23 protein-coding genes are annotated in these 22,638 nt (G+C 72.7%); 14 read left to right on the top strand and 9 right to left on the bottom strand.

Annotation, left to right across the window (positions count from 1 at the left end; genetic code table 11):
* Positions 1-87: 87 nt before the first annotated feature.
* Positions 88-1,233, bottom strand: coding sequence for a GGDEF domain-containing protein (locus BLW82_RS15895; RefSeq protein WP_093499428.1), 1,146 nt, complete (start codon positions 1,231-1,233; stop codon positions 88-90).
* Positions 1,234-1,421: 188 nt separating this feature from the next.
* The gene (locus tag BLW82_RS15900; protein WP_093499429.1) at positions 1,422-2,216 is read right to left on the bottom strand and encodes an enoyl-CoA hydratase/isomerase family protein; all 795 of its coding nucleotides are present in this window, start codon (positions 2,214-2,216) and stop codon (positions 1,422-1,424) included.
* Positions 2,217-2,431: 215 nt separating this feature from the next.
* Between BLW82_RS15900 and BLW82_RS15905 the strand changes: the two genes are divergently transcribed.
* The gene (locus tag BLW82_RS15905; RefSeq protein ID WP_256215822.1) at positions 2,432-3,067 is read left to right on the top strand and encodes a hypothetical protein; all 636 of its coding nucleotides are present in this window, start codon (positions 2,432-2,434) and stop codon (positions 3,065-3,067) included.
* A 39-nt stretch (positions 3,068-3,106) separates the two neighbouring features.
* On the opposite strand, the gene BLW82_RS15910 is transcribed toward BLW82_RS15905, so the two are convergent.
* The gene (locus BLW82_RS15910) at positions 3,107-4,222 is read right to left on the bottom strand and encodes an adenylate/guanylate cyclase domain-containing protein (protein ID WP_093499430.1); all 1,116 of its coding nucleotides are present in this window, start codon (positions 4,220-4,222) and stop codon (positions 3,107-3,109) included.
* A 226-nt stretch (positions 4,223-4,448) separates the two neighbouring features.
* On the bottom strand, positions 4,449-5,324 hold the full coding sequence (locus BLW82_RS15915) for a biotin--[acetyl-CoA-carboxylase] ligase (protein WP_093499431.1): 876 nt from the start codon (positions 5,322-5,324) through the stop codon (positions 4,449-4,451).
* 110 nt (positions 5,325-5,434) lie between these two features.
* Here BLW82_RS15915 and BLW82_RS15920 point away from each other — a divergent pair, with 110 nt between their 5' ends.
* From BLW82_RS15920 to BLW82_RS15935, 4 genes are all read left to right on the top strand, one after another.
* A complete protein-coding gene (locus BLW82_RS15920) occupies positions 5,435-7,018 on the top strand; it encodes an acyl-CoA carboxylase subunit beta (protein ID WP_093499432.1) in 1,584 nt (527 codons plus the stop codon).
* Between the two features lie 9 nt (positions 7,019-7,027).
* Positions 7,028-7,237: an acyl-CoA carboxylase epsilon subunit gene (locus BLW82_RS15925; protein WP_093499433.1), complete on the top strand. Its 210-nt coding sequence runs from the start codon at positions 7,028-7,030 to the stop codon at positions 7,235-7,237.
* Positions 7,238-7,342: 105 nt separating this feature from the next.
* Entirely contained in the window at positions 7,343-7,471 is a 129-nt protein-coding gene (gene mmpB, locus BLW82_RS45460; protein ID WP_093499434.1) for a morphogenic membrane protein MmpB, read from the top strand.
* Positions 7,472-7,508: 37 nt separating this feature from the next.
* On the top strand, positions 7,509-8,111 hold the full coding sequence (locus BLW82_RS15935; protein WP_093499435.1) for a Maf family protein: 603 nt from the start codon (positions 7,509-7,511) through the stop codon (positions 8,109-8,111).
* Here the strand turns inward: BLW82_RS15935 and BLW82_RS15940 are convergent.
* The gene (locus BLW82_RS15940; RefSeq protein WP_093499436.1) at positions 8,083-8,625 is read right to left on the bottom strand and encodes a hypothetical protein; all 543 of its coding nucleotides are present in this window, start codon (positions 8,623-8,625) and stop codon (positions 8,083-8,085) included. The genes BLW82_RS15935 and BLW82_RS15940 overlap by 29 nt on opposite strands.
* Positions 8,626-9,001: 376 nt before the next feature.
* Here BLW82_RS15940 and BLW82_RS15945 point away from each other — a divergent pair, with 376 nt between their 5' ends.
* A complete protein-coding gene (locus BLW82_RS15945) occupies positions 9,002-10,774 on the top strand; it encodes an acetyl/propionyl/methylcrotonyl-CoA carboxylase subunit alpha (RefSeq protein ID WP_093499437.1) in 1,773 nt (590 codons plus the stop codon).
* A gap of 89 nt (positions 10,775-10,863) precedes the next feature.
* On the top strand, positions 10,864-11,400 hold the full coding sequence (locus tag BLW82_RS15950; RefSeq protein ID WP_093499438.1) for a TetR/AcrR family transcriptional regulator: 537 nt from the start codon (positions 10,864-10,866) through the stop codon (positions 11,398-11,400).
* 107 nt (positions 11,401-11,507) lie between these two features.
* Here BLW82_RS15950 and BLW82_RS15955 read toward each other — a convergent pair whose 3' ends face one another.
* Positions 11,508-12,473: a DeoR/GlpR family DNA-binding transcription regulator gene (locus BLW82_RS15955; RefSeq protein ID WP_093499439.1), complete on the bottom strand. Its 966-nt coding sequence runs from the start codon at positions 12,471-12,473 to the stop codon at positions 11,508-11,510.
* A gap of 166 nt (positions 12,474-12,639) precedes the next feature.
* Entirely contained in the window at positions 12,640-14,088 is a 1,449-nt protein-coding gene (locus tag BLW82_RS15960) for an NAD(P)H-quinone dehydrogenase (protein ID WP_093499440.1), read from the bottom strand.
* Positions 14,089-14,184: 96 nt separating this feature from the next.
* Between BLW82_RS15960 and BLW82_RS15965 the strand changes: the two genes are divergently transcribed.
* The 5 genes from BLW82_RS15965 to BLW82_RS15985 all read left to right on the top strand — a co-directional run bounded on the left by BLW82_RS15965 (position 14,185) and on the right by BLW82_RS15985 (position 19,255).
* The gene (locus tag BLW82_RS15965; RefSeq protein ID WP_093499441.1) at positions 14,185-14,625 is read left to right on the top strand and encodes a gamma-glutamylcyclotransferase family protein; all 441 of its coding nucleotides are present in this window, start codon (positions 14,185-14,187) and stop codon (positions 14,623-14,625) included.
* A gap of 49 nt (positions 14,626-14,674) precedes the next feature.
* Entirely contained in the window at positions 14,675-14,953 is a 279-nt protein-coding gene (locus tag BLW82_RS15970; RefSeq protein WP_093499442.1) for a type II toxin-antitoxin system RelE family toxin, read from the top strand.
* Between the two features lie 148 nt (positions 14,954-15,101).
* Positions 15,102-15,926, top strand: coding sequence for a purine-nucleoside phosphorylase (locus tag BLW82_RS15975; protein ID WP_093499443.1), 825 nt, complete (start codon positions 15,102-15,104; stop codon positions 15,924-15,926).
* Between the two features lie 364 nt (positions 15,927-16,290).
* On the top strand, positions 16,291-17,922 hold the full coding sequence (locus BLW82_RS15980) for a phospho-sugar mutase (protein WP_093499444.1): 1,632 nt from the start codon (positions 16,291-16,293) through the stop codon (positions 17,920-17,922).
* A gap of 145 nt (positions 17,923-18,067) precedes the next feature.
* On the top strand, positions 18,068-19,255 hold the full coding sequence (locus BLW82_RS15985) for a hypothetical protein (RefSeq protein WP_093499445.1): 1,188 nt from the start codon (positions 18,068-18,070) through the stop codon (positions 19,253-19,255).
* A gap of 127 nt (positions 19,256-19,382) precedes the next feature.
* Here BLW82_RS15985 and BLW82_RS15990 read toward each other — a convergent pair whose 3' ends face one another.
* Positions 19,383-20,357 carry a quinone oxidoreductase family protein gene (locus tag BLW82_RS15990; RefSeq protein ID WP_093499446.1) on the bottom strand — a complete coding sequence of 325 codons (975 nt, stop codon included), beginning with the start codon at positions 20,355-20,357 and terminating at the stop codon, positions 19,383-19,385.
* 101 nt (positions 20,358-20,458) lie between these two features.
* Between BLW82_RS15990 and BLW82_RS15995 the strand changes: the two genes are divergently transcribed.
* Both BLW82_RS15995 and BLW82_RS16000 read left to right on the top strand, forming a co-directional pair.
* Positions 20,459-20,797: an ArsR/SmtB family transcription factor gene (locus BLW82_RS15995; protein ID WP_093499447.1), complete on the top strand. Its 339-nt coding sequence runs from the start codon at positions 20,459-20,461 to the stop codon at positions 20,795-20,797.
* A gap of 100 nt (positions 20,798-20,897) precedes the next feature.
* The gene (locus tag BLW82_RS16000; RefSeq protein ID WP_256216211.1) at positions 20,898-21,359 is read left to right on the top strand and encodes a S66 peptidase family protein; all 462 of its coding nucleotides are present in this window, start codon (positions 20,898-20,900) and stop codon (positions 21,357-21,359) included.
* A gap of 7 nt (positions 21,360-21,366) precedes the next feature.
* Here BLW82_RS16000 and BLW82_RS16005 read toward each other — a convergent pair whose 3' ends face one another.
* Positions 21,367-22,008, bottom strand: coding sequence for a nucleotidyltransferase domain-containing protein (locus tag BLW82_RS16005; RefSeq protein WP_093508071.1), 642 nt, complete (start codon positions 22,006-22,008; stop codon positions 21,367-21,369).
* Positions 22,009-22,638 lie beyond the last annotated feature (630 nt).

Below are 22,638 nucleotides of genomic sequence, written 5' to 3' on the forward strand. Positions count from 1 at the left end.
CGTACGCATTGAATGCGGGGGCTGTCACTACTGGGGCACGGGTTCGCCCCTTACTTGTACGTCACAGCCGTACCTCACAGCCGTACCTCACAGTCCCCGGCGGCCGCGGAAGCTCCGCCGCTCCGCCCGCTCCGGCGGCGGCGCGTCGGCCAGCCGCACCACGGGATCGTCCGGACCCTCCCGTCCGGCCACCACCGGCCGCACGGCGCGCAGCGCCTTGGCCCGGTACTGGGCCGCGTCGGCGAGCCGGAACAGCCGGCGCCCCGAGCGCACCGGACCGATCGGGTCCGCGGTCGAGGCGACCCCGCACGCGACCCCCTCCCCCAGCTCCAACTCTCCTGCCCGGCGGCAGAGTTCGCCGGCCGCCTTGACCACCTCGTCGGCCGGCGGGCCGACCGCGAGCAGGCAGAACTCGTCGCCGCCGAGCCGCGCGGCCAGCGCACCCGGCAGCATCGCCCCGCACAGCGACAGCACCGAGCCGAAACGTTCGAGGAGACGGTCGCCGACGGCGTGCCCGCAGGTGTCGTTGACCTTCTTCAGCCCGTTGAGGTCGCACACGACGAGGCTGACCACGGCCCCCTCGGCGCGGTGCTGCTCGACCGCCTCGTCGAGGCGTACGTCGACGGCACGGCGGTTGGCGAGCCCGGTGAGGGCGTCGGTGTACGCGAGCCGGCGGGCCTCCTCGAGACGCTCGGTCTGCGCGATCCCGGCGGCGACGACGGAGGCGAGGACGGTGGCGAAGTCGGCGTCGGCGCGGTCGAAGACGGGGGCGCGGACGGCGCGGGCCACGTACAGCTCGCCCCAGGCCCTGCCGTGCAGCACGATCGGGGCGACCAGGCAGCAGCCGCGGCCCCGGCGACGCAGGGCGGCGACGCGCTGGTGGGAGTAGCCGGGGCGGCCGGCGGCCGCACCCTCGGCGGTCTCGACCCAGGCGTTGGGGCCGCCGCCGCCCGCCCAGCGTTCGTGGAGGAACTCGGTGATCTCCGGGAACTGGTGCACCGGGTAGGCCTCGGCCTCCGGGTACTCCTCCTCGTCCGGGGCGCGCTCCCCGACGTTCACGAGGACCCGGAGCCGGCCGAGCTCGCGCTCCCAGACGGAGAGCGCGGCGAAACTGCCGTCCAGCGCACGGCAGGCACCGGCCGCGGCGGCGTGCCAGCACTCATGTGGGGTGTGAGCCGCAGCCATGCCCTGGGCCAGCGCCACGACGGCGGCGAGCCGGTTGTCCTCACCCATCACTCCAGGTTAGGGAGGATCCGGTTCATTCGGGACATTGGTGCGGCGAACAGGTGTTGCGGGGCGGGCGCACCGTCGCGGGCCGCGGGCCGGTGGGGGTTGCTCGCGCAGTTCCCCCGGCCTTCGGCCGGCGTCACCGGGTCAGCGCAGGTGAGCGTCCCCGCACCCGTCCCCGGCCCACCCGCACCTCACTCCCCCGGCCACTCCGGCCGCCGCTTCTCGTTGAACGCCGCGACCCCTTCCGCCCGGTCCCCCGAGAACGCCACCGTCCGCCAGGCCGCGTCCTCCACCTCCAGGCCGGCCCGCAGGTCCAGCCCGTGCCCCAGCCGCAACGCGCGCTTCGCCGCCCGCAGGCCCACCGGCGAGTTCGCCGCCATCCGGGCCGCCAGCTCCAGCGCCGCCTCCCGGTCCTGCCCCTTCTCCACCAGCTCGTCGACGAGACCCAGCGCCCGTGCCTCCGGCGCCTCCACCCGCCGCGCCGAGAAGATCAGCTCGGCCGCGCGGGCCGCGCCCACCCGGCGCGGCAGCAGCTGCGTGCCACCGCCGCCCGGGATCACGCCCACCGACACCTCGGGCAGGCCCACCACGGCGGTGCCGTCGGCCACGATCACGTCGCAGGACAGCGCCAGTTCGAAGCCCCCGCCGAGCGCGTAGCCGTGTACGGCGGCGATCGTCGGCATCGGCAGCTCCAGCACGCCGGTGTACGCCCCGCGCGACAGCGGCCGCGCCCGGAGCAGCTCCGCGTCGCTCATCGCGTTGCGCTCCTTCAGGTCGGCGCCGACACAGAACGCCCGCTCGTGCGAGGAGGTCAGCACGACCACCCGGGCGTCCCGGTCGGCGCTCAGGGCCGCGCACGCGGCCACGATCGAACGCGCCATCTCCGCCGACACCGCGTTCATGGCCTGGGGCCGGTCCAGCACGAACTCGGCGACCTTGCCGTGCCGTCGTACCAGCACGAACTCCCCGAACCGCTCCTCGCTCACGACAACGCCCTCCGGTTAACGCGGGTTAACATCTCGACCTCGATCATCGCAGCCGAGATGCGAACGGGAAAGAGCGGCCACCCGGTTCCCGCATCGAACCCCGGCAACCCGTTCGAGTGACATCCCGCCCAAGTCGCGCCGCACCGCCCAGGGGAGCGCATAACGTGCGCTCGCCATGGCGCATCGGGGGCGCGAGCGCGCGGGGAGGGATCGTGATGACCGAGACGTCGACGCAGCCGGCGCGAGACACCGACCTCACGGAGGTGGAGCCGGCGACGGCCACGGCGCCCACCCCGGCCGTCCCGCGCCGCTTGCTTCCGCACCCCCGGGGCCGGCACCGCCGCCCCCGCCCCCGCCGGGTCCTGCTCGTCGCGGGCGGTATCGCGCTGGCCGCCGGGGCCCTGAGCCTGGTCCGGGTGAGCGTCGATCCGGGCGCGGGCGCCCCCGGCGCCGCCGAGGCGGAACCCCGGCTGGATCCGGGGACCGGGACGGACCGGTCGACCCCCGCCGCCGCCATGGTCGCCACCGCCACCGCCATCCCCCGGCCGGACCGCTCGCCCGCCTCGGTGACGGTCGGGGCGAGTCCGGCGCCGGTGACGGCCTCCACCGTCGTACCCCCGAAGACCGCGCCCGCGAGCCGGCCCGCCGCGCAGTCCACCCCGGGCCCGACCACCATCCCCGAGGCCCCCGACACCCCGGCCTCCTCGGCCACCTCGCGGCCGGCCTCGGCACCGCCCGGGAACGCGGCCAGCCCCACGCCGACACCACGGTCCTCCACCCCGGCCGGGTCCGGCCTCTGCGTCCCGATCATCGGCCTGTGCGTCGGCGGGGCGGCCGCTCCGGGCGGCTGACGCCGGGACTACGAGGGGGGATCCGCCGGACCGTCGGACCTAGGCGGGCGGGACCGCCTCGTCCCTGCGGGTGAGCAGCCAGGGCTCGACCACGCCCAGGCCACGCACCGGACGCTGCCACATCGGCTGCAACGCGAAGCGGTACACCGGGGGCTCCTCGCCCTCCTTCTCGGCGGTCGCCGCCTCCTCCGCGGCGGCCGCCTCCGAGGCCGGCGCCTCCCCGACCCGGATCAGTTCCTCCGCGAACGCGCTGTCCACGAGCACGGCGTCGCGCGGGGCTATCGAGGTGAGGCGGGAGGCGAGGTTCACGGTCGTACCGAAGACATCGCCCATTCGGGTGGTGACCGTGCCGAAGGCCATGCCGACCCGCAGCTCCGGCATCGTCTCGTCGTTCGCCATGGTCTCCACCAGGCGCAGCGCGATGTCGGCGGCGACACCGGCGTCGTCGGCCGCGTACAGGACCTCGTCGCCGAGGGTCTTGATGAGCCGGCCGCCACGGGCCGCCACCAGGTCGGCGGCGGTGGTCTCGAAGGCCTCGACCAGTTCGCCGAGCTCCTCCTCCTCCATGCGCCGGGTCAGCCGGGTGAAGCCGACGAGGTCGGCGAAGCCGACGGCGAGGCGGCGGTCGACCATCTCCTCGTCGTCGGTGGCCTGCACGACCCGGCCGGCCGAGGCGGCGAGCTGGCGGCGCCAGACGTAGACGAGGAACTCCTCCAGCTCGGGCAGGAGCAGTTCGACGATCGGGTACGTGACCTCGGTGCGGGTCATGCCCGGCTCGGGCGGCTCGGTCAGGCCCTCCAGGAAGGAATCCATCTGCCACTCCGCCAGACGGGCGGTGGTCTGCCCCGTGGACCGCGCGACCTGCACCGCCATGGCCTCGCTGAGCAGCCCCGCCTCGACGAGACCGGCGAGCCGGCGCAGGGCCAGCACGTCGGCCTCCGTCAGCGCCTTGGCCTGGCCGATGTCGGCGAAACCCATCGCCCGCCAGAACCTCGACGCCAGCTCCATGGAGACGCCGGCGCTGCGGGCCGCCTGAAAGGGGGTGTAACGGCGCTCGGCCCCGAGGATCAGGCCTTCGAGACGCAGCGCGAGGGGGTCCTCGCCGGAGTCGGCGGCGTCCGCGCCCTCGCCGGAGCCCGTGTCGTCGACGGTCACGCCTGCTGCCCTTCCGATCTACCGCGGTCGCATACCGACCAGGCTCAACTCTACGGCAGCTGTGCGGTAGCTCACTTCGTGAGGTAAGCCGACATCGGGGTGGTGAGGGGGCGAGTTTCCGGTGCGGATGGGTGGGGGCCGGCCGCGCAGTTCCCCGCGCCCCTTACGGGGCGCTCCCCGGCCGTCTCTCCGGCGCCGGTACGCGTCCCCACCCCGGCCCCGGGCCTCATGCGGGCCGTAGGTGCACGATGTCCCCCGCACCCACCGGCTCCTGGACCCCCTCCTTCGTGGCGATCACCAGTCTGCCGTCGCCGTCGACCGCCACCGCCTCGCCGACCAGCGCCCGGTCCCCGGGCAGTTCCGCCCGCACCGTCCGCCCCAGCGTCGCGCAACCCGCCGCGTAGGCCTCCTGGAGCCCGCTCACGCCCGGATCGCCGCCCGCCGCACGCCAGCGCCCGTACCAGTCCTCCAGGGACCGCAGGACGGCCCGCAGCAGCGTCTCCCGGTCCGTGCTCACCGCCCCGGCCAGCGCCAGCGACCCGGCCTGCGGCACCGGCAGCTCCGCCGCGCGGAGCGTGACGTTGATGCCGACGCCGACCACCACCCCGTCCTCACCGGCCCGCTCCGCGAGGATGCCCCCGGCCTTGCGCTCCTCGTCACCGACGGTGACCAGGAGGTCGTTCGGCCACTTGAGCGCCGTGTCGACGCCCGCCGCCCGCGCCAGCCCCGTCGCCACCGCCACCCCCGTGAGCAGCGGCAGCCAGCCCCAGCGGGCCACCGGCACCTCGGCCGGCTTCAGCAGCACCGAGAAGAACAGGCCCGAGCGCGGCGGCGCCGTCCACTGCCGGTCCAGCCGTCCCCGTCCCGCCGTCTGCTCCTCGGCGACCAGCACCGCGCCCTCGTCGGCGCCCCCCGCGACGGCCCGCGCCACGAGGTCGGAATTGGTGGAGCCGGTACGGCCCACGACCTCGATGTCGCAGTACAGGCCTTCGTGCCCGCCGTCCCGCACCAGGGCCCGACGCAACCCCGCCCCGTTCAGCGGTGGACGGTCCAGGTCGGACCAACGATTGTTGTTCGCATCTGCTGCATCTCGCGGCGTCATGCAAGCCACCCTAGGTGTGTTGTACGCCGCACTGCCGTTTGGTAGGCGCCCCACTACGCTACGGATGAGTAACCGTCCCCCCTTTTGAGCAGGCAGGGAGCCGCATCCCGATGTCCGAGCCGGAAGAGATCGACATTCACACGACCGCGGGGAAGCTCGCGGATCTCCAGCGCCGTGTCCACGAAGCGACACACGCCGGTTCGGAGCGCGCCGTCGAGAAGCAGCACGCCAAGGGCAAGCTGACGGCCCGTGAGCGGATCGAGCTGCTCCTCGACGAGGGCTCCTTCATCGAGCTGGACGAGTTCGCCCGGCACCGCTCCACCAACTTCGGCCTGGAGAAGAACCGCCCCTACGGCGACGGCGTCGTCACCGGGTACGGCACGGTCGACGGGCGTCCCGTCGCCGTCTTCTCGCAGGACTTCACCGTCTTCGGCGGCGCCCTCGGCGAGGTCTACGGCCAGAAGATCGTGAAGGTCATGGACTTCGCCCTGAAGACCGGCTGCCCGGTCATCGGCATCAACGACTCCGGCGGCGCCCGGATCCAGGAGGGGGTCGCCTCCCTCGGCGCGTACGGCGAGATCTTCCGCCGCAACACCCACGCGAGCGGCGTGATCCCGCAGATCTCGCTCGTCGTCGGCCCCTGCGCGGGCGGCGCCGTGTACTCCCCGGCCATCACCGACTTCACGGTCATGGTCGACCAGACGTCCCACATGTTCATCACGGGACCGGACGTCATCAAGACGGTCACCGGCGAGGACGTCGGCTTCGAGGAGCTGGGCGGCGCCCGGACCCACAACTCCGTCTCCGGCGTGGCCCACCACATGGCCGGCGACGAGAAGGACGCCGTCGAGTACGTCAAGCAGCTGCTGTCGTACCTGCCGTCCAACAACCTCTCCGAGCCCCCGGTCTTCCCCGAGGAGGCCGACCTCGCGGTCACCGACGAGGACCGCGAGCTGGACACCCTGGTCCCGGACAGCGCGAACCAGCCGTACGACATCCACACGGTGATCGAACACGTCCTCGACGACGGCGAGTTCTTCGAGACGCAGGCCCTGTTCGCCCCGAACATCGTCACCGGCTTCGGCCGCGTGGAGGGCCACCCGGTCGGCATCGTCGCCAACCAGCCGATGCAGTTCGCGGGCTGCCTGGACATCAAGGCGAGCGAGAAGGCCTCCCGCTTCGTCCGCACCTGCGACGCCTTCAACGTCCCGGTCATCACCTTCGTCGACGTCCCCGGCTTCCTGCCCGGCGTCGACCAGGAGCACGACGGCATCATCCGCCGCGGCGCCAAGCTGATCTACGCCTACGCCGAGGCCACCGTCCCCCTCATCACCGTCATCACCCGCAAGGCCTTCGGCGGCGCCTACGACGTCATGGGCTCCAAGCACCTGGGCGCCGACCTCAACCTCGCCTGGCCCACCGCCCAGATCGCCGTCATGGGCGCCCAGGGCGCGGTCAACATCCTGCACCGCCGCACCATCGCGGAGGCGGCCGACGTCGAGGCCACCCGGGCGCAGCTCATCCAGGAGTACGAGGACACCCTCCTCAACCCCTACACGGCGGCCGAACGCGGTTACATCGACGCGGTCATCATGCCGTCGGACACCCGCCGCCACGTCGTACGGGGCCTGCGCCAGCTCCGCACCAAGCGCGAGTCACTGCCCCCGAAGAAGCACGGCAACATCCCCCTCTAAGGAGCCGCTGTGACGATCAAGGTCATACGGGGCAACCCGACCCCGGAGGAGCTGGCCGCCGCCCTGGCGGTCGTAAGGGCCCGTGCGGCTGCCCTCGCGGCCGTCCCGCCCGGCACCCCGCGACCCGCGAGCGCGTGGTCCGACCCGGGCCGCATCGCCCAGCAGCGGATCCCAGCCCCGAGTCCAAGCGCATGGAGCCGCACCTACTGGCCCTCCTGAGCCACCCCTGGGGGCGAGGAACCGCGCACCCAAGCGGAACCCCGGGCCCCGATCTGAGTACCCCTACTCAGGCGCCCGAGGTCGGCCGGGCCCCACGCTGGGGGCATGCTCTGGTCGGACCCCGAAGACGAGCCGCCGAAGGACCTGCAGGACATGCAGAACACCCTCCGGCGGCTCGGCGTCTTCCTGGCCCTGGTGATGGTCGTCCTGATGATCGTGCTGGGCGTGAGGTGAGCAACCCTCTGCCGGCCCCCACCGATACGCTGCCCCCATGCGCAGACTCGTCCTCGCCTCCCAGTCCCCCGCCCGGCTGAACCTCCTGCGCCAGGCGGGCCTCGCCCCCGAGGTGATCGTCAGCGGCGTCGACGAGGAGGCCGTCACCGCACCCACCCCGGCCGACCTGGCCCTCGCCCTCGCGGAGGCGAAGGCGTCCGTCGTCGCCGCCCGCCCCGACGTGCAGGGCGCGATCGTCATCGGCTGCGACTCCGTGCTCGACCTCGACGGCCGCGCCCTCGGCAAGCCGGGCGACGCCGAGGAGGCCACCGCCCGCTGGAAGTCGATGCGCGGCCGGGCCGGCACCCTGCAGACCGGGCACTGCGTCTGGGACACGGCGAGCAAGCGCTGGGTGTCGGCGGTCGCGTCCACGGTCGTACGGTTCGGCGAGCCCACCGACGAGGAGATCGCCGCGTACGTCGCCACCGGCGAACCCCTCTACGTGGCCGGAGCGTTCACCCTGGACGGCCGCAGCGCGCCGTTCGTCGAAGGCATCGACGGCGACCACGGCAACGTGATCGGCATCAGCCTGCCCCTGGTCCGCCGGCTCCTGGCGGAGCTCGGCGTCGGCATCACGGAGTTGTGGGCGCCGGCGGAGTGAACGGCCCGGCGGGCGGCGTGTCGTTCTTCGCCTCCGCCCCCGGCCCCGGTTCCGGCTCGCTCGCGGGCCCGGAACCGGTTTCGTCCCCGCCGTCGGCTCCGGCCCCTGCCGCACCGGCCCCGTCCACCTGGTCGTACGTCATCAGCAGCAGTACGACGAGCGCGAGGACGACCACCATGAACAGGAACGCCTGCCAGCCGATCAGCCCCCACGACACGGCACCCAGGAGGGCGTGCACGACCGCCACGCTGATCAGCAGCACCCGGCCGAGGCCGGCGGGCGGCCGGTTGCGGACGGCGACCAGCAGGGCCACCAGGCCGCACAGCGCGAAGTAGAGGCCGAAGACCACCGCGCCGCCCTTCGCGGACACCGACATCTTGTCCGGGTCGAGGCCGGCCAGGGACATGTCCTGGCGGTCGACGACCATGCCCATGAACCAGTTGAGTGCCGCGATGCCCACTGCCTCGGCGAAGAGTATGACCGCCACGGCCCACGCCACCGGTCTGCGCACCACCGGTCCCCACCCACTTTCGTTCACGGCCCGGACCCGAGCCGGTGTTACTTGAAGTACGTTCAAGACATCGCGAACGCTACTAACGGGTAAACCGCGGGACAAGGGTCCGGTCGGCAGCAAAGAAACGTTGGGCCATTCGTAGGGACTCAACAAAGAAACCGAGTGGGGCGCGGCACGCTCTCACAGAGACCTTGACCACATGACAGGGCTAGGGTTTTCCGAAGGAGTCCTGCGTACCGAGGTGCGACAAGGGATTTCCCGGGTCGGGTGAGCTTCGCATCACGCTCCGTGTGGGCAAGGTCACCATTGGGGACGGGTCGAAGTGTCGTGTCGGCAGTCCCTAAACTCGGCTTGTTTCAAGGAGGGAGCCTCAATCGTGCGCAAGGTGCTCATCGCCAACCGTGGCGAAATCGCTGTCCGCGTGGCCCGGGCCTGCCGGGACGCCGGGATCGCGAGCGTGGCCGTCTACGCGGAACCGGACCGGGACGCTCTGCACGTCCGCGCCGCGGATGAGGCGTTCGCCCTGGGCGGTGACACCCCCGCCACCAGCTACCTGGACATCTCCAAGGTCCTCAACGCCGCCCGCGAAGCCGGCGCGGACGCCGTCCACCCCGGCTACGGGTTCCTCTCGGAGAACGCCGAGTTCGCGCAGGCGGTCCTGGACGCGGGCCTGACCTGGATCGGCCCGCCGCCGCAGGCCATCCGAGACCTGGGCGACAAGGTGGCCGCCCGGCACATCGCCCAGCGGGCGGGCGCGCCCCTGGTGGCCGGCACCCCGGACCCGGTCTCGGGTGCCGACGAGGTCGTGGCGTTCGCCGAGGAGCACGGCCTGCCGATCGCCATCAAGGCGGCCTTCGGCGGCGGCGGGCGCGGGCTGAAGGTCGCCCGCACCCTCGAAGAGGTCCCGGAGCTGTACGACTCCGCCGTCCGTGAGGCGGTGGCCGCCTTCGGCCGCGGCGAGTGCTTCGTGGAGCGCTACCTGGACCGCCCCCGGCACGTGGAGACCCAGTGCCTGGCCGACACCCACGGCAACGTCGTGGTCGTCTCCACCCGTGACTGCTCGCTCCAGCGCCGCCACCAGAAGCTGGTCGAGGAGGCCCCCGCGCCCTTCCTCTCCGAGGCCCAGATGGCCGAGCTGTACCGCGCCTCCAAGGCCATCCTCAAGGAGGCCGGCTACGTCGGCGCGGGCACCTGCGAGTTCCTGGTCGGGCAGGACGGCACGATCTCCTTCCTGGAGGTCAACACCCGCCTCCAGGTCGAGCACCCGGTGACCGAGGAGGTCGCCGGCATCGACCTGGTCCGCGAGATGTTCCGCATCGCCGACGGCGAGGAACTCGGCTACGGCGACCCGGAGCTGCGCGGTCATTCCTTCGAGTTCCGCATCAACGGCGAGGACCCGGGCCGCAACTTCCTGCCCGCCCCCGGCACGGTCACCCGCTTCGACGCGCCCTCCGGCCCCGGTGTCCGCCTGGACGCGGGCGTGGAGGCCGGCTCGGTCATCGGCCCCGCCTGGGACTCCCTGCTGGCCAAGCTGGTCGTCACCGGCCGGACCCGCGCCGAGGCCCTGCAGCGGGCCGCCCGGGCCCTGGACGAGTTCCAGGTCGAGGGCATGGCCACGGCGATCCCGTTCCACCGGGTCGTCGTCCGTGACCCGGCGTTCGCTCCCGAGCTGACGGGCTCCGAGGACCCGTTCACGGTCCACACCCGGTGGATCGAGACCGAGTTCGTCAACGAGATCAAGCCCTTCACCGCCCCGGCCGACGCCGAGGCCGAGGAGGAGGCCGGCCGCGAGACGGTCGTCGTCGAGGTCGGCGGCAAGCGCCTGGAGGTCTCCCTCCCGGCGTCCCTGGGGATGACCCTGGCCCGCACCGGCCTGGCCGCGGGCGCCAAGCCGAAGCGCCGCGCCGCGAAGAAGTCCGGCCCGGCCGCCTCCGGCGACACCCTCGCCTCGCCGATGCAGGGCACGATCGTCAAGGTCGCGGTCGAGGAGGGCCAGGAGGTCGAGGAGGGCGACCTGATCGTCGTACTCGAGGCGATGAAGATGGAGCAGCCGCTCAACGCCCACAAGGCCGGCACCGTCAAGGGCCTCGCGGCCGAGGTCGGCGCCTCCCTCACCTCCGGCGCCGTGATCTGCGAGATCAAGGACTGACGCCACCCCGCACCACACCGCCCGGCGAACGTCACCCGTTCGCCGGGCACCCGACTTTCTGGACGGCTTCCCGGAACATGGAACGCCCCATGCGTGCGGATGCCCGCCGCAATCACGACCGGCTGCTGGCCGAGGCCCGCGCCGTCTTCGCCGAGCACGGCACGGACGCCTCGCTGGAGGACGTGGCCCGCCGGGCGGGGGTGGGCATCGGCACTCTCTACCGCCACTTCCCGAACCGGCACGCCCTGCTGAGCGCGGTCTTCGAGGACTCGGTGCGCGAACTCCTGGCCACGGCCTCCGGCTTGCAGACCGCGGCCAACCCCTGCCAGGCCCTGCTGACCTGGCTCCGCGAGGTGGTCGCCCACGCGGCGGCCTACCGGGGCCTGTCGAGGGCCCTGATGTCAGCCACCCCGACCTCTGCCCTGTCCCGCTGCGGCACCCCGATGCGGGAGGCGGGCACGGCCCTGCTGACCCGCGCTCAGCACGCGGGCACGGTAAGGGCGGACGTACGGATCACTGACCTCCTCCAACTCACCCACGCCATCGCCCTGGCGGCGGAGGAGTCACCCGGAGACCCGGATCTTGCAGACAGATTGCTGGAACTGACGTTGCGCGGACTCACGTAGGGGTGCTGGGGGGTACCCCCGGCCGAAGGCTGGGGGAGGAACCGCGCGACCAGCCACGGCGGACCCGCACCCGCGTGACGGCCGGCCCCCGCGGCGCCTGGGCACCCTCACCGCCGCCGCATGTCAGCGACCCGCCCCCGCTCGCCCCCCGTCGGCTGCTCTCCCCCCAGCATCGAAGCCGACCGCAACCCCGCCCCCGGCCCCTGACTCCGCCGCGGTCCGGGCAGGGCGACGTCCCGGCGCTGTTGATGCTGCTGACGCGCCGGGACCTGATCACCCCCCTGGTTCCCGGACGCCCCGGCCACGGCGATCTGCACCCCCTGGTCGGCAAGGGCCTGCAGCTCGGTGACGGCGCGGTCGTCGTGGGGCGGCGGCTCGTCGGTGACCAGCCGGGTGATGACATCGGTCGGCACGGTCTGGAACATCGTGTCCGTGCCGAGCTTGGTGTGGTCGGCGAGGATGACGACCTCCGCGGCGGCCTGCACCAGCGCCCGGTCGACGGACGCCGACAGCATGTTGGACGTGGACAGCCCCCGCTCGGCCGTCAGGCCGCTCCCGGACAGGAAGGCCTTCGACACGCGCAGCCCCTGCAGGGACTGCTCCGCACCGGAGCCGACGAGCGCGTAGTTGGAGCCCCGCAGGGTGCCGCCGGTCATCACGACCTCGACCCGGTTGGCATGGGCCAAGGCCTGTGCCACCAGCAGCGAGTTGGTGACGACGGTCAGGCCGGGCACTCTCGCCAGCCGGCGGGCGAGCTCCTGCGTGGTGGTACCCGCCCCGACCACGATGGCCTCGCCCTCTTCGACGAGGCTCGCGGCGAGATCGGCGATGGCCGTCTTCTCGGCGGTCGCGAGATGAGATTTCTGCGGAAAGCCGGACTCCCGCGTGAACCCGCCCGGCAGTACCGCACCGCCGTGCCGGCGGTCGAGGAGTCCTTCTGCCTCCAGTGCGCGCACGTCCCGCCGTACGGTCACTTCTGAGGTCTGGACGACGCGGGCGAGCTCACGGAGCGACACGGCCCCGTTCGCTCGCACCATTTCGAGGATCAATTGGCGACGTTCTGCAGCGAACACGAAACTGACAGTAACCCCAACGACCGTCTGCTTTCAGCAGTTTGCGCCGAATAGCAGAAGTTGTTCGCACAGCAGGGTCAGGAGTGGTATAGGACCTACCCGCCCCGCCTATGCCGCACGCATGACCGACAACTCCCCGTGACCAGCGGGGAGTCGGTTCCGGCCGTCAGGCCTCCCCGGTCACCTTCCGCGTGTGCAACTGCCGCGCCACCTCGGCGATCGACCCCGAAAGAGACGGGTACACGGTGAACGCGTTCGCGATCTGTTCGACCGTCAGATTGTTGTCGACGGCGATCGAGATCGGATGGATGAGCTCCGAGGCCCGCGGCGAGACGACCACACCGCCGACCACGATCCCGGTGCCCGGCCGGCAGAACATCTTCACGAAGCCGTCCCGGATGCCCTGCATCTTCGCGCGCGGGTTGCGCAGCAGCGGCAGCTTCACCACCCGGGCGTCGATCTTGCCCGCGTCCACGTCGGCCTGCGTGTAGCCCACCGTCGCGATCTCGGGGTCGGTGAAGACGTTCGACGAGACGGTCTTCAGGCTCAACGGCGCCACCGCGTCGCCCAGGAAGTGGTACATCGCGATCCGCCCCTGCATGGCGGCCACCGACGCCAGCGCGAACACACCCGTCACGTCACCGGCGGCGTACACCCCCGGAGCCGTGGTCCGCGACACCTTGTCGGTCCAGATGTGCCCGGAGTCGCGCAGCTTCACGCCGGCCTCCTCCAGCCCGAGCCCGGCGCTGTTCGGAATGGCACCGACAGCCATCAGGCAGTGCGAACCGCTGATGACCCGGCCGTCCGCGAGCGTGACCTCGACCCGGTCCCCGACCCGCTTCGCCGCGGCCGCCCGCGACCGCGCCATGACGTTCATGCCCCGGCGCCGGAAGACGTCCTCCAGGACCGCGGCCGCGTCCGGGTCCTCGCCCGGCAGCACCCGGTCCCGCGACGACACCAGCGTGACCCGCGACCCCAGCGCCTGGTACGCACCGGCGAACTCGGCACCGGTCACACCCGACCCGACCACGATCAGCTCTTCGGGCAGCTCGGTCAGGTCGTACACCTGGGTCCAGTTCAGGATCCGCTCACCGTCGGGCAGGGCGTCGGGCACCTCCCGCGGATGCCCGCCGGTCGCGATCAGCACCGCGTCCGCGACCAGCGTCTCCTCACTGCCGTCCGCGGCGCTGACGACGACCTTGCGCGACCCGTCCAGGGCCTGCATGCCCTCCAGTCGCCCGCGCCCCCGCATGACCCGCGCACCGGCCCGCGTCACCGAGGCGGTGATGTCGTGCGACTGCGCCAGCGCGAGCCGCTTCACCCGCCGGTTGACCTTCCCCAGGTCGACCCCCACCACCCGGGCGGCCTGCTCCAGCGGCGGAGTGTCATCGGCGACGATGATCCCCAGTTCCTCGTACGACGAATCGAAGGTCGTCATGACCTCGGCCGTAGCGATCAGGGTCTTCGACGGCACGCAGTCGGTCAGCACCGACGCTCCGCCCAGACCGTCGCAGTCGACGACGGTCACCTCCGCGCCGAGCTGCGCGGCCACCAGCGCCGCTTCATAGCCGCCGGGTCCGCCACCGATGATCACGATCCGAGTCACGTACTCCATTGTCCCGCACGCTTCAAGGTGCTATTGCCCCGGGGCGGCGCCGGACGCTCACCGGGACGGGAGTGACACCCGTGACGCCTGCCGTACCCTCTCCCCATGTCGTCGCTCTACGCCGCGTACGCCGGCAATCTCGACGCGCGGCTGATGTCCCGCCGCGCCCCGCACTCGCCCCTGCGCGCCACCGGCTGGCTGAACGGCTGGCGGCTGACCTTCGGTGGCGAGCACATGGGCTGGGAGGGCGCTCTGGCGACCATCGTCGAGGACCCTCTCTCCCAGGTCTTCGTCGGCCTGTACGACATCGCCCCGATGGACGAGGAGTCCATGGACCGCTGGGAGGGCGTCGGCCTGGGCATCTACCGCCGCGCCAAGGTCCGCGTGCACACCCTGGAGGGCGAGGAGACCGCCTGGCTCTACGTCCTCGACGGCTACGAGGGCGGCCTGCCCTCCGCCCGCTACCTGGGCGAGATCGCCGACGCGGCCGAGTCCGCGGGCGCACCACACGATTACGTGATGGAACTGCGCAAGCGACCCTGCTGACACCCCGCGTCCCTACACTTGTGTGACCGACGCATCAGCGGGAGAGCGGATGTCCCCCACCACGTACGACGTCTACTACACCGTGCAGGCCGCGGCCGCCCGCGACCGGCTGGACGACCGCACCCGCGTCGCGTTCGACAAGGGCATCGCCCTCCTCGCCCGCGACCCCTTCCTCTCCGTGTCCCGCCCCATAAGCTCCACGGGGGACGACCGCACCATCCGCCTCACACAGAACGTCCTCGTGGAGTACACGGTCAGCCGCGGCCGCCTGTTGATCTTCATCGTCGAGGTCTTCAACGACAAGGACGTCCTCGTCACCGACGAGTGACCACACCCCGCAACCGGCACAGACCCCTCACAGCCGGCTCAAAGGTCACCCGCGTCACACCTCTCGTCGGAAACGACAAGACAACGATCGCCATTGCATGAGCTCCGTCATCTACGCGCGTAGGCCCAGACCGGCTACTCTCATCCGCGTGAACGCATCTCTTCTTCCGGACGACATCCAGGGCGACCCCCACGCCGCCGCCGACGCGGCCGCCGCCCGCCTGCGCGAGCTCACGGGCGCCGACACCCACGACGTCGCCCTCGTGATGGGCTCCGGCTGGGGCCCGGCCGTGGACGCCCTGGGCGCTCCCGACGCCGAGTTCCAGGTCACGGAGCTGCCCGGCTTCCCGCCGCCGGCCGTGGCGGGGCACGGCGGCAAGATCCGCTCGTACTCCTCCGGTGACAAGCGCGCGCTGGTCTTCCTGGGCCGGACGCACTACTACGAGGGCCGCGGCGTCGCCGCCGTCGCCCACGGCGTCCGCACCGCCGTGGCCGCCGGCTGCAAGACGATCATCCTCACCAACGGCTGCGGCGGCCTGCGCGAGGGCATGCGTCCCGGTCAGGCGGTCCTCATCAGCGACCACATCAACCTGACGGCGACCTCCCCCATCGTCGGCGCCAACTTCGTCGACCTCACCGACCTCTACTCCCCCCGGCTGCGCGCCCTGTGCAAGGAGATCGACCCCGGCCTCGAGGAGGGCGTCTACGCGCAGTTCCCCGGCCCGCACTACGAGACTCCGGCCGAGATCCGCATGGCCCGGGTGATCGGGGCGGACCTGGTGGGCATGTCGACGGTCCTGGAAGCGATCGCCGCGCGTGAGGCGGGCGCCGAGGTGCTGGGCATCTCCCTGGTGACGAACCTCGCCGCGGGCATGACGGGCGAGCCCCTCAACCACGAGGAGGTCCTCCAGGCGGGCCGCGACTCGGCGGCACGCATGGGCGAACTGCTGGCGCAGGTACTGGGCAGGCTCTGAGGACGCCGTCCGGGTTGCCACGTACGGTCCGACCGCGTCCACAGCACCGTCGTGGCTGATCGCGCGGTTCCTCCCCCAGCCTTCGGCCGGGGGTACCCCCAGCGCCCCTTACGGGACGCTGCGGGCGCCCCCGGACGAGAGGGAAGGGGGCGGTGCGGACGCGTACGGCGGGAAGGGGACGGGGTGGGGAGTCCCCGCCCGCAGCGGCCGGCGTTCGGCACCCGCACCCCTGAAGATGGTTCACCGCCGGCCCGGGGACGGGGACTCCCCGCCCCGGCCCACCCACCGCCCGCGGGCGCTACGCGCACCCCCGCCGAAGCCGCGGACGCGCCGCAGGCACACCACGAGAGGTTGGACGACGACCGTGCACGACGATCTCATCGCCCGGGCCCGAGCCTGGCAGACCGAGGACCCCGACCCGGAGACCCGCGACGAGCTCGCCAAGCTCATCGACTCCGGTGACGTCACCGAACTGTCGGCCCGCTTCAGCGGCACACTCCAGTTCGGCACCGCAGGCCTCCGCGGCGAACTCGGCGCCGGCCCGATGCGCATGAACCGAGCCGTCGTCATCCGGGCCGCCGCCGGCCTCGCCGCGTATCTCAAGGCCCACGGCCACGCCACCGGCACCGTCGTCATCGGCTACGACGCCCGCCACAAGTCCGCCGACTTCGCCCGCGACACCGCCGCGGTCATGACCGGCGCCGGCCTCAAGGCCGTCGTACTCCCCCGCCCCCTCCCCACCCCCGTCCTCGCGTTCGCCATTCGGCACCTCGGCGCGGTCGCCGGCGTGGAGGTCACCGCCAGCCACAACCCGCCCCGCGACAACGGCTACAAGGTCTACCTCGGCGACGGCTCCCAGATCGTCCCGCCCGCGGACGCGGAGATCGCCGCCGAGATCGAGGCGATCACCACCCTGCACGACGTCCCCCGCCCCGACACCGGCTGGGAAACCCTCGACGACACGGTCCTGGACGCCTACCTGGCCCGTACCGACGCGGTCCTGGCCGAGGGTTCGCCCCGCACCGCCCGCACGGTCTACACGGCCATGCACGGCGTCGGCAGGGACACCCTCCTCGCCGCCTTCGCCCGCGCCGGCTTCCCCGCCCCCGTCCTCGTCGCCGAACAGGCCGACCCGGACCCGGACTTCCCGACCGTCGCCTTCCCCAACCCGGAAGAGCCCGGCGCGATGGACCTCGCCTTCGCGAAGGCCCGCGAGACCGACCCCGACCTGATCATCGCCAACGACCCCGACGCCGACCGGTGCGCCGCGGCCGTCAAGGACGACGGCGCCTGGCGCATGCTCCGCGGCGACGAGGTCGGCTCCCTCCTCGCCGCCCACCTGGTCCGCCGCGGCGCCACCGGCGTCTTCGCCGAGTCGATCGTCTCCTCCTCCCTCCTCGGCCGCATCGCCGAGAAGGCGGGCCTCCCCTACGAGGAGACCCTCACCGGCTTCAAGTGGATCGCCCGCGTCGACGGCCTGCGCTACGGCTACGAGGAGGCCCTCGGCTACTGCGTCGACCCCGAAGGCGTCCGCGACAAGGACGGCATCACCGCGGCCCTCCTGATCACCGAGCTGGCCTCGGTCCTCAAGGAGGAGGGCCGTACCCTCCTCGACCTCCTCGACGACCTCGCCGTGGAACACGGCCTGCACGCCACCGACCAGCTCTCGGTCCGCGTCGAGGACCTCTCCGTCATCGCCGACGCGATGCGGCGCCTCCGCGAGCACCCCCCGGCCGAACTCGCGGGCCTCGCCGTCACCAAGGCCGAGGACCTCACCCGGGGCACCGCCACCCTGCCCCCCACCGACGGCCTCCGCTACACCCTCAACGGCGCCCGCGTCGTCGTCCGCCCGAGCGGCACCGAGCCGAAGCTGAAGTGCTATCTGGAGGTGGTGGTCCCGGTGGCCGCGCACACCGGCCTCCCGGCGGCCCGCGCCACCGCGACCACCCTGCTCGCGGCGATCAAGCGCGACCTGTCCGCCGCGGCCGGCATCTGACGCCCGCTGGGGTGCCTCTCCGCCGGGGGCACCCCTACGGGTGATTTCGCGACGGCGACCGACCCACCCACCGCGCCCCGCCCCGGCTCCCGGGGAACGGTGATCCGGTACCGCCCGCCGCAGCCGTCGCACTGGAGCCGCCGCCGTGTCCTCGACCGCCCCCGACACCGCCCCCCGCGGGCACATCCCGGGCACCCGACGACCCCACCACCTCCCCACCGCGGCCGTGCCCCGCCACGCCCTGCGCCGGGCGGCTCCGGCGCTCGCCGCGTACCTCGCCGTACGCCTCGCCGGCCTGGTGTTCCTCACCGTCTGGGCGCACCGGCGCCACCACGGCGTGTGGCCGATGCTGGCGACGCAGTGGGACTCCCGCTGGTACCTGGGCATCGCGGACCACGGGTACACGCACGTCCTCGGCACCGCGTACGACCACAACAACCTGGCGTTCTTCCCGCTGTACCCGCTGCTGGTGAAGGCCGTCGCGGTGCTGACCCCGGGCACCCGGGCCAGCACCGGGCTGGCCCTCGCGTGGCTGGCGTCCCTGATCGCCGCCTGGGGGGTCTTCGCGGTCGGCGACCGGCTGGCCGGCCGCCGGGTCGGTCTCCTGCTCACCGTGCTGTGGGCGGCGTACCCGGTGGGCCTGGTCCAGTGGATGGGCTACACCGAATCCCTGTTCACGGCCTTCGCCGCGTGGACGCTGTACGCGGTGCTGGCCGAGCGCTGGCTGTACGCGGCGGCCGGCTCGGTCCTCGCCGGCCTGACCCGGCCGACCGGCATCGCCGTGGCCGCCGCGGTCACCGTCACCGCCCTGCTCTCCCTCCGCACCCGTCGCTCGCCGCGCGCCCTGGCGGCGGCCCTGACGGCCCCGCTCGGCTGGTGCGCGTACGTCGGCTGGGTGGGCGTCAGACTCCACCGCTGGGACGGCTACTTCGCGGTCCAGCGGATGTGGCACAACGAACTGGACGGCGGCGCGGAGACCCTGCGCTGGCTGCGGTACCTGTTCGGGCAGGTCTCGCGTCCGGAGCTGTTCCTGGTCGTGGTGAGCCTGACGATACTGGCCTCGGTCGTCCTGTTCGGACTGGCCGCGGCGGACCGGCAACCGCTCCCGCTGCTCGTCTTCAGCGCGGTCCTGCTGCTGATCGTGGTGGCCAGCGGCGGCGTCTACTTCCCCCGCGCCCGCTTCCTCCTCCCCGGCTTCCCGCTGCTGCTGCCGGTGGCGGGGTACCTCGCCCGCGCCTCGGCACGGGTACGCGTCCTCGCCCTGACGGCGGCCGTCGCGGGCTCGGCGTACTGCGGGGCGTACATGCTCCTGGTGTGGCCGAGCGCGCCGTGAGCGGCCGGTCCCGCACCAGGTAGCGGAACCCGGTGTCCGGCCCGACGCACGACCGCAGGGTGAGGTCGCCCCAGGAGAGCCCGTCCGCGCGGTTCCCGGCCCCGACCGTCGGCAGCCGACGCCGCCGTCATCCCGCGACCCGCAGCAGGAGTTTGCCGGTGCTCGTCCGGCCGCCCATCAGGCGGTGTGCCTCCGCCGCCTCCTCCAGGGCGAACTCGGCCGTGACCGGCAGGGTCACCGTGCCGTCCGCGGCCTTCGCGAAGGCCCGCGCGGAGAGCTCCCGCAGCACGTCCGGAGCCGTCTGGGCCAGCGTCAGGACGGAGAACCCGGCGACCGAGAGGCCTCGCGGATACAGCTCCGGCTGGCCCGCCGTCCAGGCCGGTTCGCCGCTGGCGTTGCCGTAGGAGACGAGGCGGCCGAAACGGGCCAGGGAGGACAGGCTCGCGCGCAGCGTCCTGCCGCCGACGGGGTCGAGGGCCAGGTCGACCCCCCGGCCGCCGGTGGCCTCCCGTACCGGCTCCTCGAAGTCGCCGACGAAGACCTCGTCGTAGCCGTGGTCCCGCGCGTACGCGGCCTTCGCCGCGCTCGACACCACGCCGTACACCGCGCCCGCGCCGGCCGCCTTCGCCAGTTGCCCGGCCGCCGTGCCGACGCCGCCGGCGGCGCCCTGCACGAGGACGGTCTCGCCGGGCTGGAGGCGGCCGACGGTGTGGACGAGGGCGTACGCGGTCGGCAGGACGGACGGGAGGGTGGCTCCGGTGCGCAGGTCAGCCCCCGCCGGCAGCGGGAAGACCGTCGCCGCCTCCGTCACGACCACGTCCGCGTAGCCGCCGCCCTGGGTCAGCGCGGCCACCTCCTGGCCGACGGCGAGGTCCGTGACACCCGCGCCGAGGGTCCGGACGCGGCCCGAGACCTCAAGCCCCGGACGGAACGGCAGCCCCGGAACCCGGTACCCGTCCGAACGGGCCTTGAGGTCGGCGAAGTTGACGCCTACGTACGCCACGTCGATGCCCACCTCACCGGGGCCCGGCTCGGGGACCGCCACCTCCACGGCCTTCAGGACCTCCGGACCGCCGTATTCCTGCAACTCGACCGCGCGCACGGCTCACACCCCTCAGCAAGTGTTCAACACGAATCGAACACTCGAGAGTGTATGGTTTTCATCGAACACTCGGCAAGCGGACCACGGACGAGGAGGACGGCATGACCGGCACGAGCCCCAGCCACCGGGCCGCCCCCGAGCACACCCACCCCGACGAGGTGCCCGTCCTCACCGCCCTCGCCGCCCTCGCCGACCCGGTACGCCTCACGCTCGTCAGGGAGCTGGCCGCCGGCGCCGACTGGACCCGCAGCTGCGGCAGCTTCGACGTACCCGTCGGCAAGGCCGCCCTCAGCCACCACTTCTCCGTCCTGCGGGCCTCCGGTCTCGTCGAACAGCGCGACGAGGGCCCTCGCCGCGTCAACCGCCTCCGCCGCCCGGAGTTCGAGGCCCGCTTCCCGGGCCTCCTCGACCTCGTCCTGCGACCGGAGCCGCACCCGTAGCCGGGAGGGGAACCGATCGGAAAACGCGTCGCGTGCCCACCCGGGCGTCGGGACACCGCCCGGGTGACTCTCCCCGCACCGCCTCGGCCGTAGACCGCTGATCGGCGGGGTCGTCAACCGCATCGTGCCGGCGCAGGCGACGCCCTTCGCGGTGCCGCTCGCATGCTTCGACGGCGCGGTGCTGTTCCGGGAGGAGCTGGGCGGCCAGGCATCGTACGTGTGGAGCTATCCGCAGATACTGCGGCACAGCGGGATCCTCGACCGGATCTCCGGCATGGTCGTGGGCGTTCCCGAGGCGATCGACGGACTCGGCTCGCCCGAGGGCTCTTGGACCCTTGCCGAGCTCCTCCTCGACGTCCTCGGTGACCGCGCCATCCCCGTGCTGGGCAACGCCGAGATCGGGCACCCGGGCCCGAACCCGCCGACGCCGCTCGGCATCCGCGCCGCCCTCGACACGGAGAGGAGGACGTTGTCACTGCCCGAACGTGCGGTACGCGCCGCCCGTGGCGGTGACCGAGGGTGCACCCGTCGGCTCAACCGGGCACCAAAGGGACGAGGATGACGGGGACTCACCGCTCCGTCAGTTTCGCCGACCACGGGTGTCCGGGATGTACGCGCGTCAGCCACGCCCCGAGAGCGTCCCGCCGTGCCCGGCTCAGCAGCGGCAGGATCCCGTCGAAGTCCGCGTGGTCCTTGGGCCGCGGCTCCTTCGCCTTGAACAGCAGCACCAACTCCGGTACCAGGTAGGGGATGCCGTCCGCCGTCCGTTCGATGATCGCGTCGTACGGCAGCCGCAGGCTCTCGTCCCGCCGGCAGATCCAGGTCCCGCCCTCGTGCGGCTCGCGGAAGACGTCGAAGAGGAACCGGCCGCTCGCCGGATCCCGTGCCCACGTCTGGTGCGTCGCCGCGAGCGCCTCGTCTCCCGCCGCCGCCCAGACGCGTCCCGAGCCCACGGCGTCAAACACGTACTCGGGGAAGCGGTCGCGAACCTCCGCGAACCCCGCCACGGGTACGGCGATCTCCAGGTCGCCATGGGGCCGTGCCTGCTGCCCGCGGAACAGGTCCAGCGCCCACCCCGCCGCGACGCACCAGGGCACGCCCACCCCGTCCAGCCGGTCCGCGACCCGCTCCGGCCGCCAGGCGTCCGCCCAGCGGACGGTCAGTTCGTCGGCGTCGGGAACCGCACCGCCGGAAGGCAGGAATTCAGGCACCACCGCAACGTACCGCCGCACATCGCAAGATCCTGCATGCCGGATCGGCGGAGGCACGATCACTCGTACGCGCGCTAGCGCCTCGGTAAGTTTCGAAGTAGTTCCAAAGTCATGAGTGCCGAGAGTGCAGCCGTGAACTTCTCCGAGCCGGTGAACAAGAACGAGCAGACGCTTGCCCGGCGATCCACTCCGACCCCGAGTTGCCGGCCGCGGTGACCGCCTCGCAGCACCGGCTCCAGGCGGCCGCCGGGAAGTCCGCTTCGCCGACGCCTCGTCGGCCAAGGGCGGGAGAACCTCGCTCAGCAAGCCCGCGAGAACACCTACCGCGCCGGGGTCACCCTGCGTACCGACCCCGGGCCGGCCGTCGAGGCGCCTCGGCACCGTCGCCTCAAGGGCGGTCTCACCCGCGGCGCCCACCGCGGGCAGGCCTGTGAGCGGTGGCAGATCGAGGTGATTGGCGGCGGCCGCATCCGGTGTCTCCACACCGGCCGGGAGGCCTGCTGGATCACCTCGCGGGCACAGGGCACCCTCGCGCCACGGACGGACACTGACGGCCGGTCCGATCCGGGCTACCACATTTTTGGACTTGCCGGTCCATTTTCTTCGGCGCACAGTGGTCCGCGCCTGACG

Source organism: Streptomyces sp. Ag109_O5-10 (genome assembly GCF_900105755.1).
GTDB lineage: Bacteria > Actinomycetota > Actinomycetes > Streptomycetales > Streptomycetaceae > Streptomyces.

Bases quoted from the DNA above. Each gene is read 5' to 3' on its own strand.
- BLW82_RS15895 (WP_093499428.1), bottom strand. From the start codon at position 1,233: ATGGGTGAGGACAACCGGCTCGCCGCCGTCGTGGCGCTGGCCCAGGGC.
- BLW82_RS15905 (WP_256215822.1), top strand. From the start codon at position 2,432: ATGACCGAGACGTCGACGCAGCCGGCGCGAGACACCGACCTCACGGAG.
- BLW82_RS15915 (WP_093499431.1), bottom strand. From the start codon at position 5,324: ATGACGCCGCGAGATGCAGCAGATGCGAACAACAATCGTTGGTCCGAC.
- BLW82_RS15920 (WP_093499432.1), top strand. From the start codon at position 5,435: ATGTCCGAGCCGGAAGAGATCGACATTCACACGACCGCGGGGAAGCTC.
- mmpB (WP_093499434.1), top strand. From the start codon at position 7,343: ATGCTCTGGTCGGACCCCGAAGACGAGCCGCCGAAGGACCTGCAGGAC.
- BLW82_RS15935 (WP_093499435.1), top strand. From the start codon at position 7,509: ATGCGCAGACTCGTCCTCGCCTCCCAGTCCCCCGCCCGGCTGAACCTC.
- BLW82_RS15950 (WP_093499438.1), top strand. From the start codon at position 10,864: ATGCGTGCGGATGCCCGCCGCAATCACGACCGGCTGCTGGCCGAGGCC.
- BLW82_RS15960 (WP_093499440.1), bottom strand. From the start codon at position 14,088: ATGGAGTACGTGACTCGGATCGTGATCATCGGTGGCGGACCCGGCGGC.
- BLW82_RS15965 (WP_093499441.1), top strand. From the start codon at position 14,185: ATGTCGTCGCTCTACGCCGCGTACGCCGGCAATCTCGACGCGCGGCTG.
- BLW82_RS15970 (WP_093499442.1), top strand. From the start codon at position 14,675: ATGTCCCCCACCACGTACGACGTCTACTACACCGTGCAGGCCGCGGCC.
- BLW82_RS15995 (WP_093499447.1), top strand. From the start codon at position 20,459: ATGACCGGCACGAGCCCCAGCCACCGGGCCGCCCCCGAGCACACCCAC.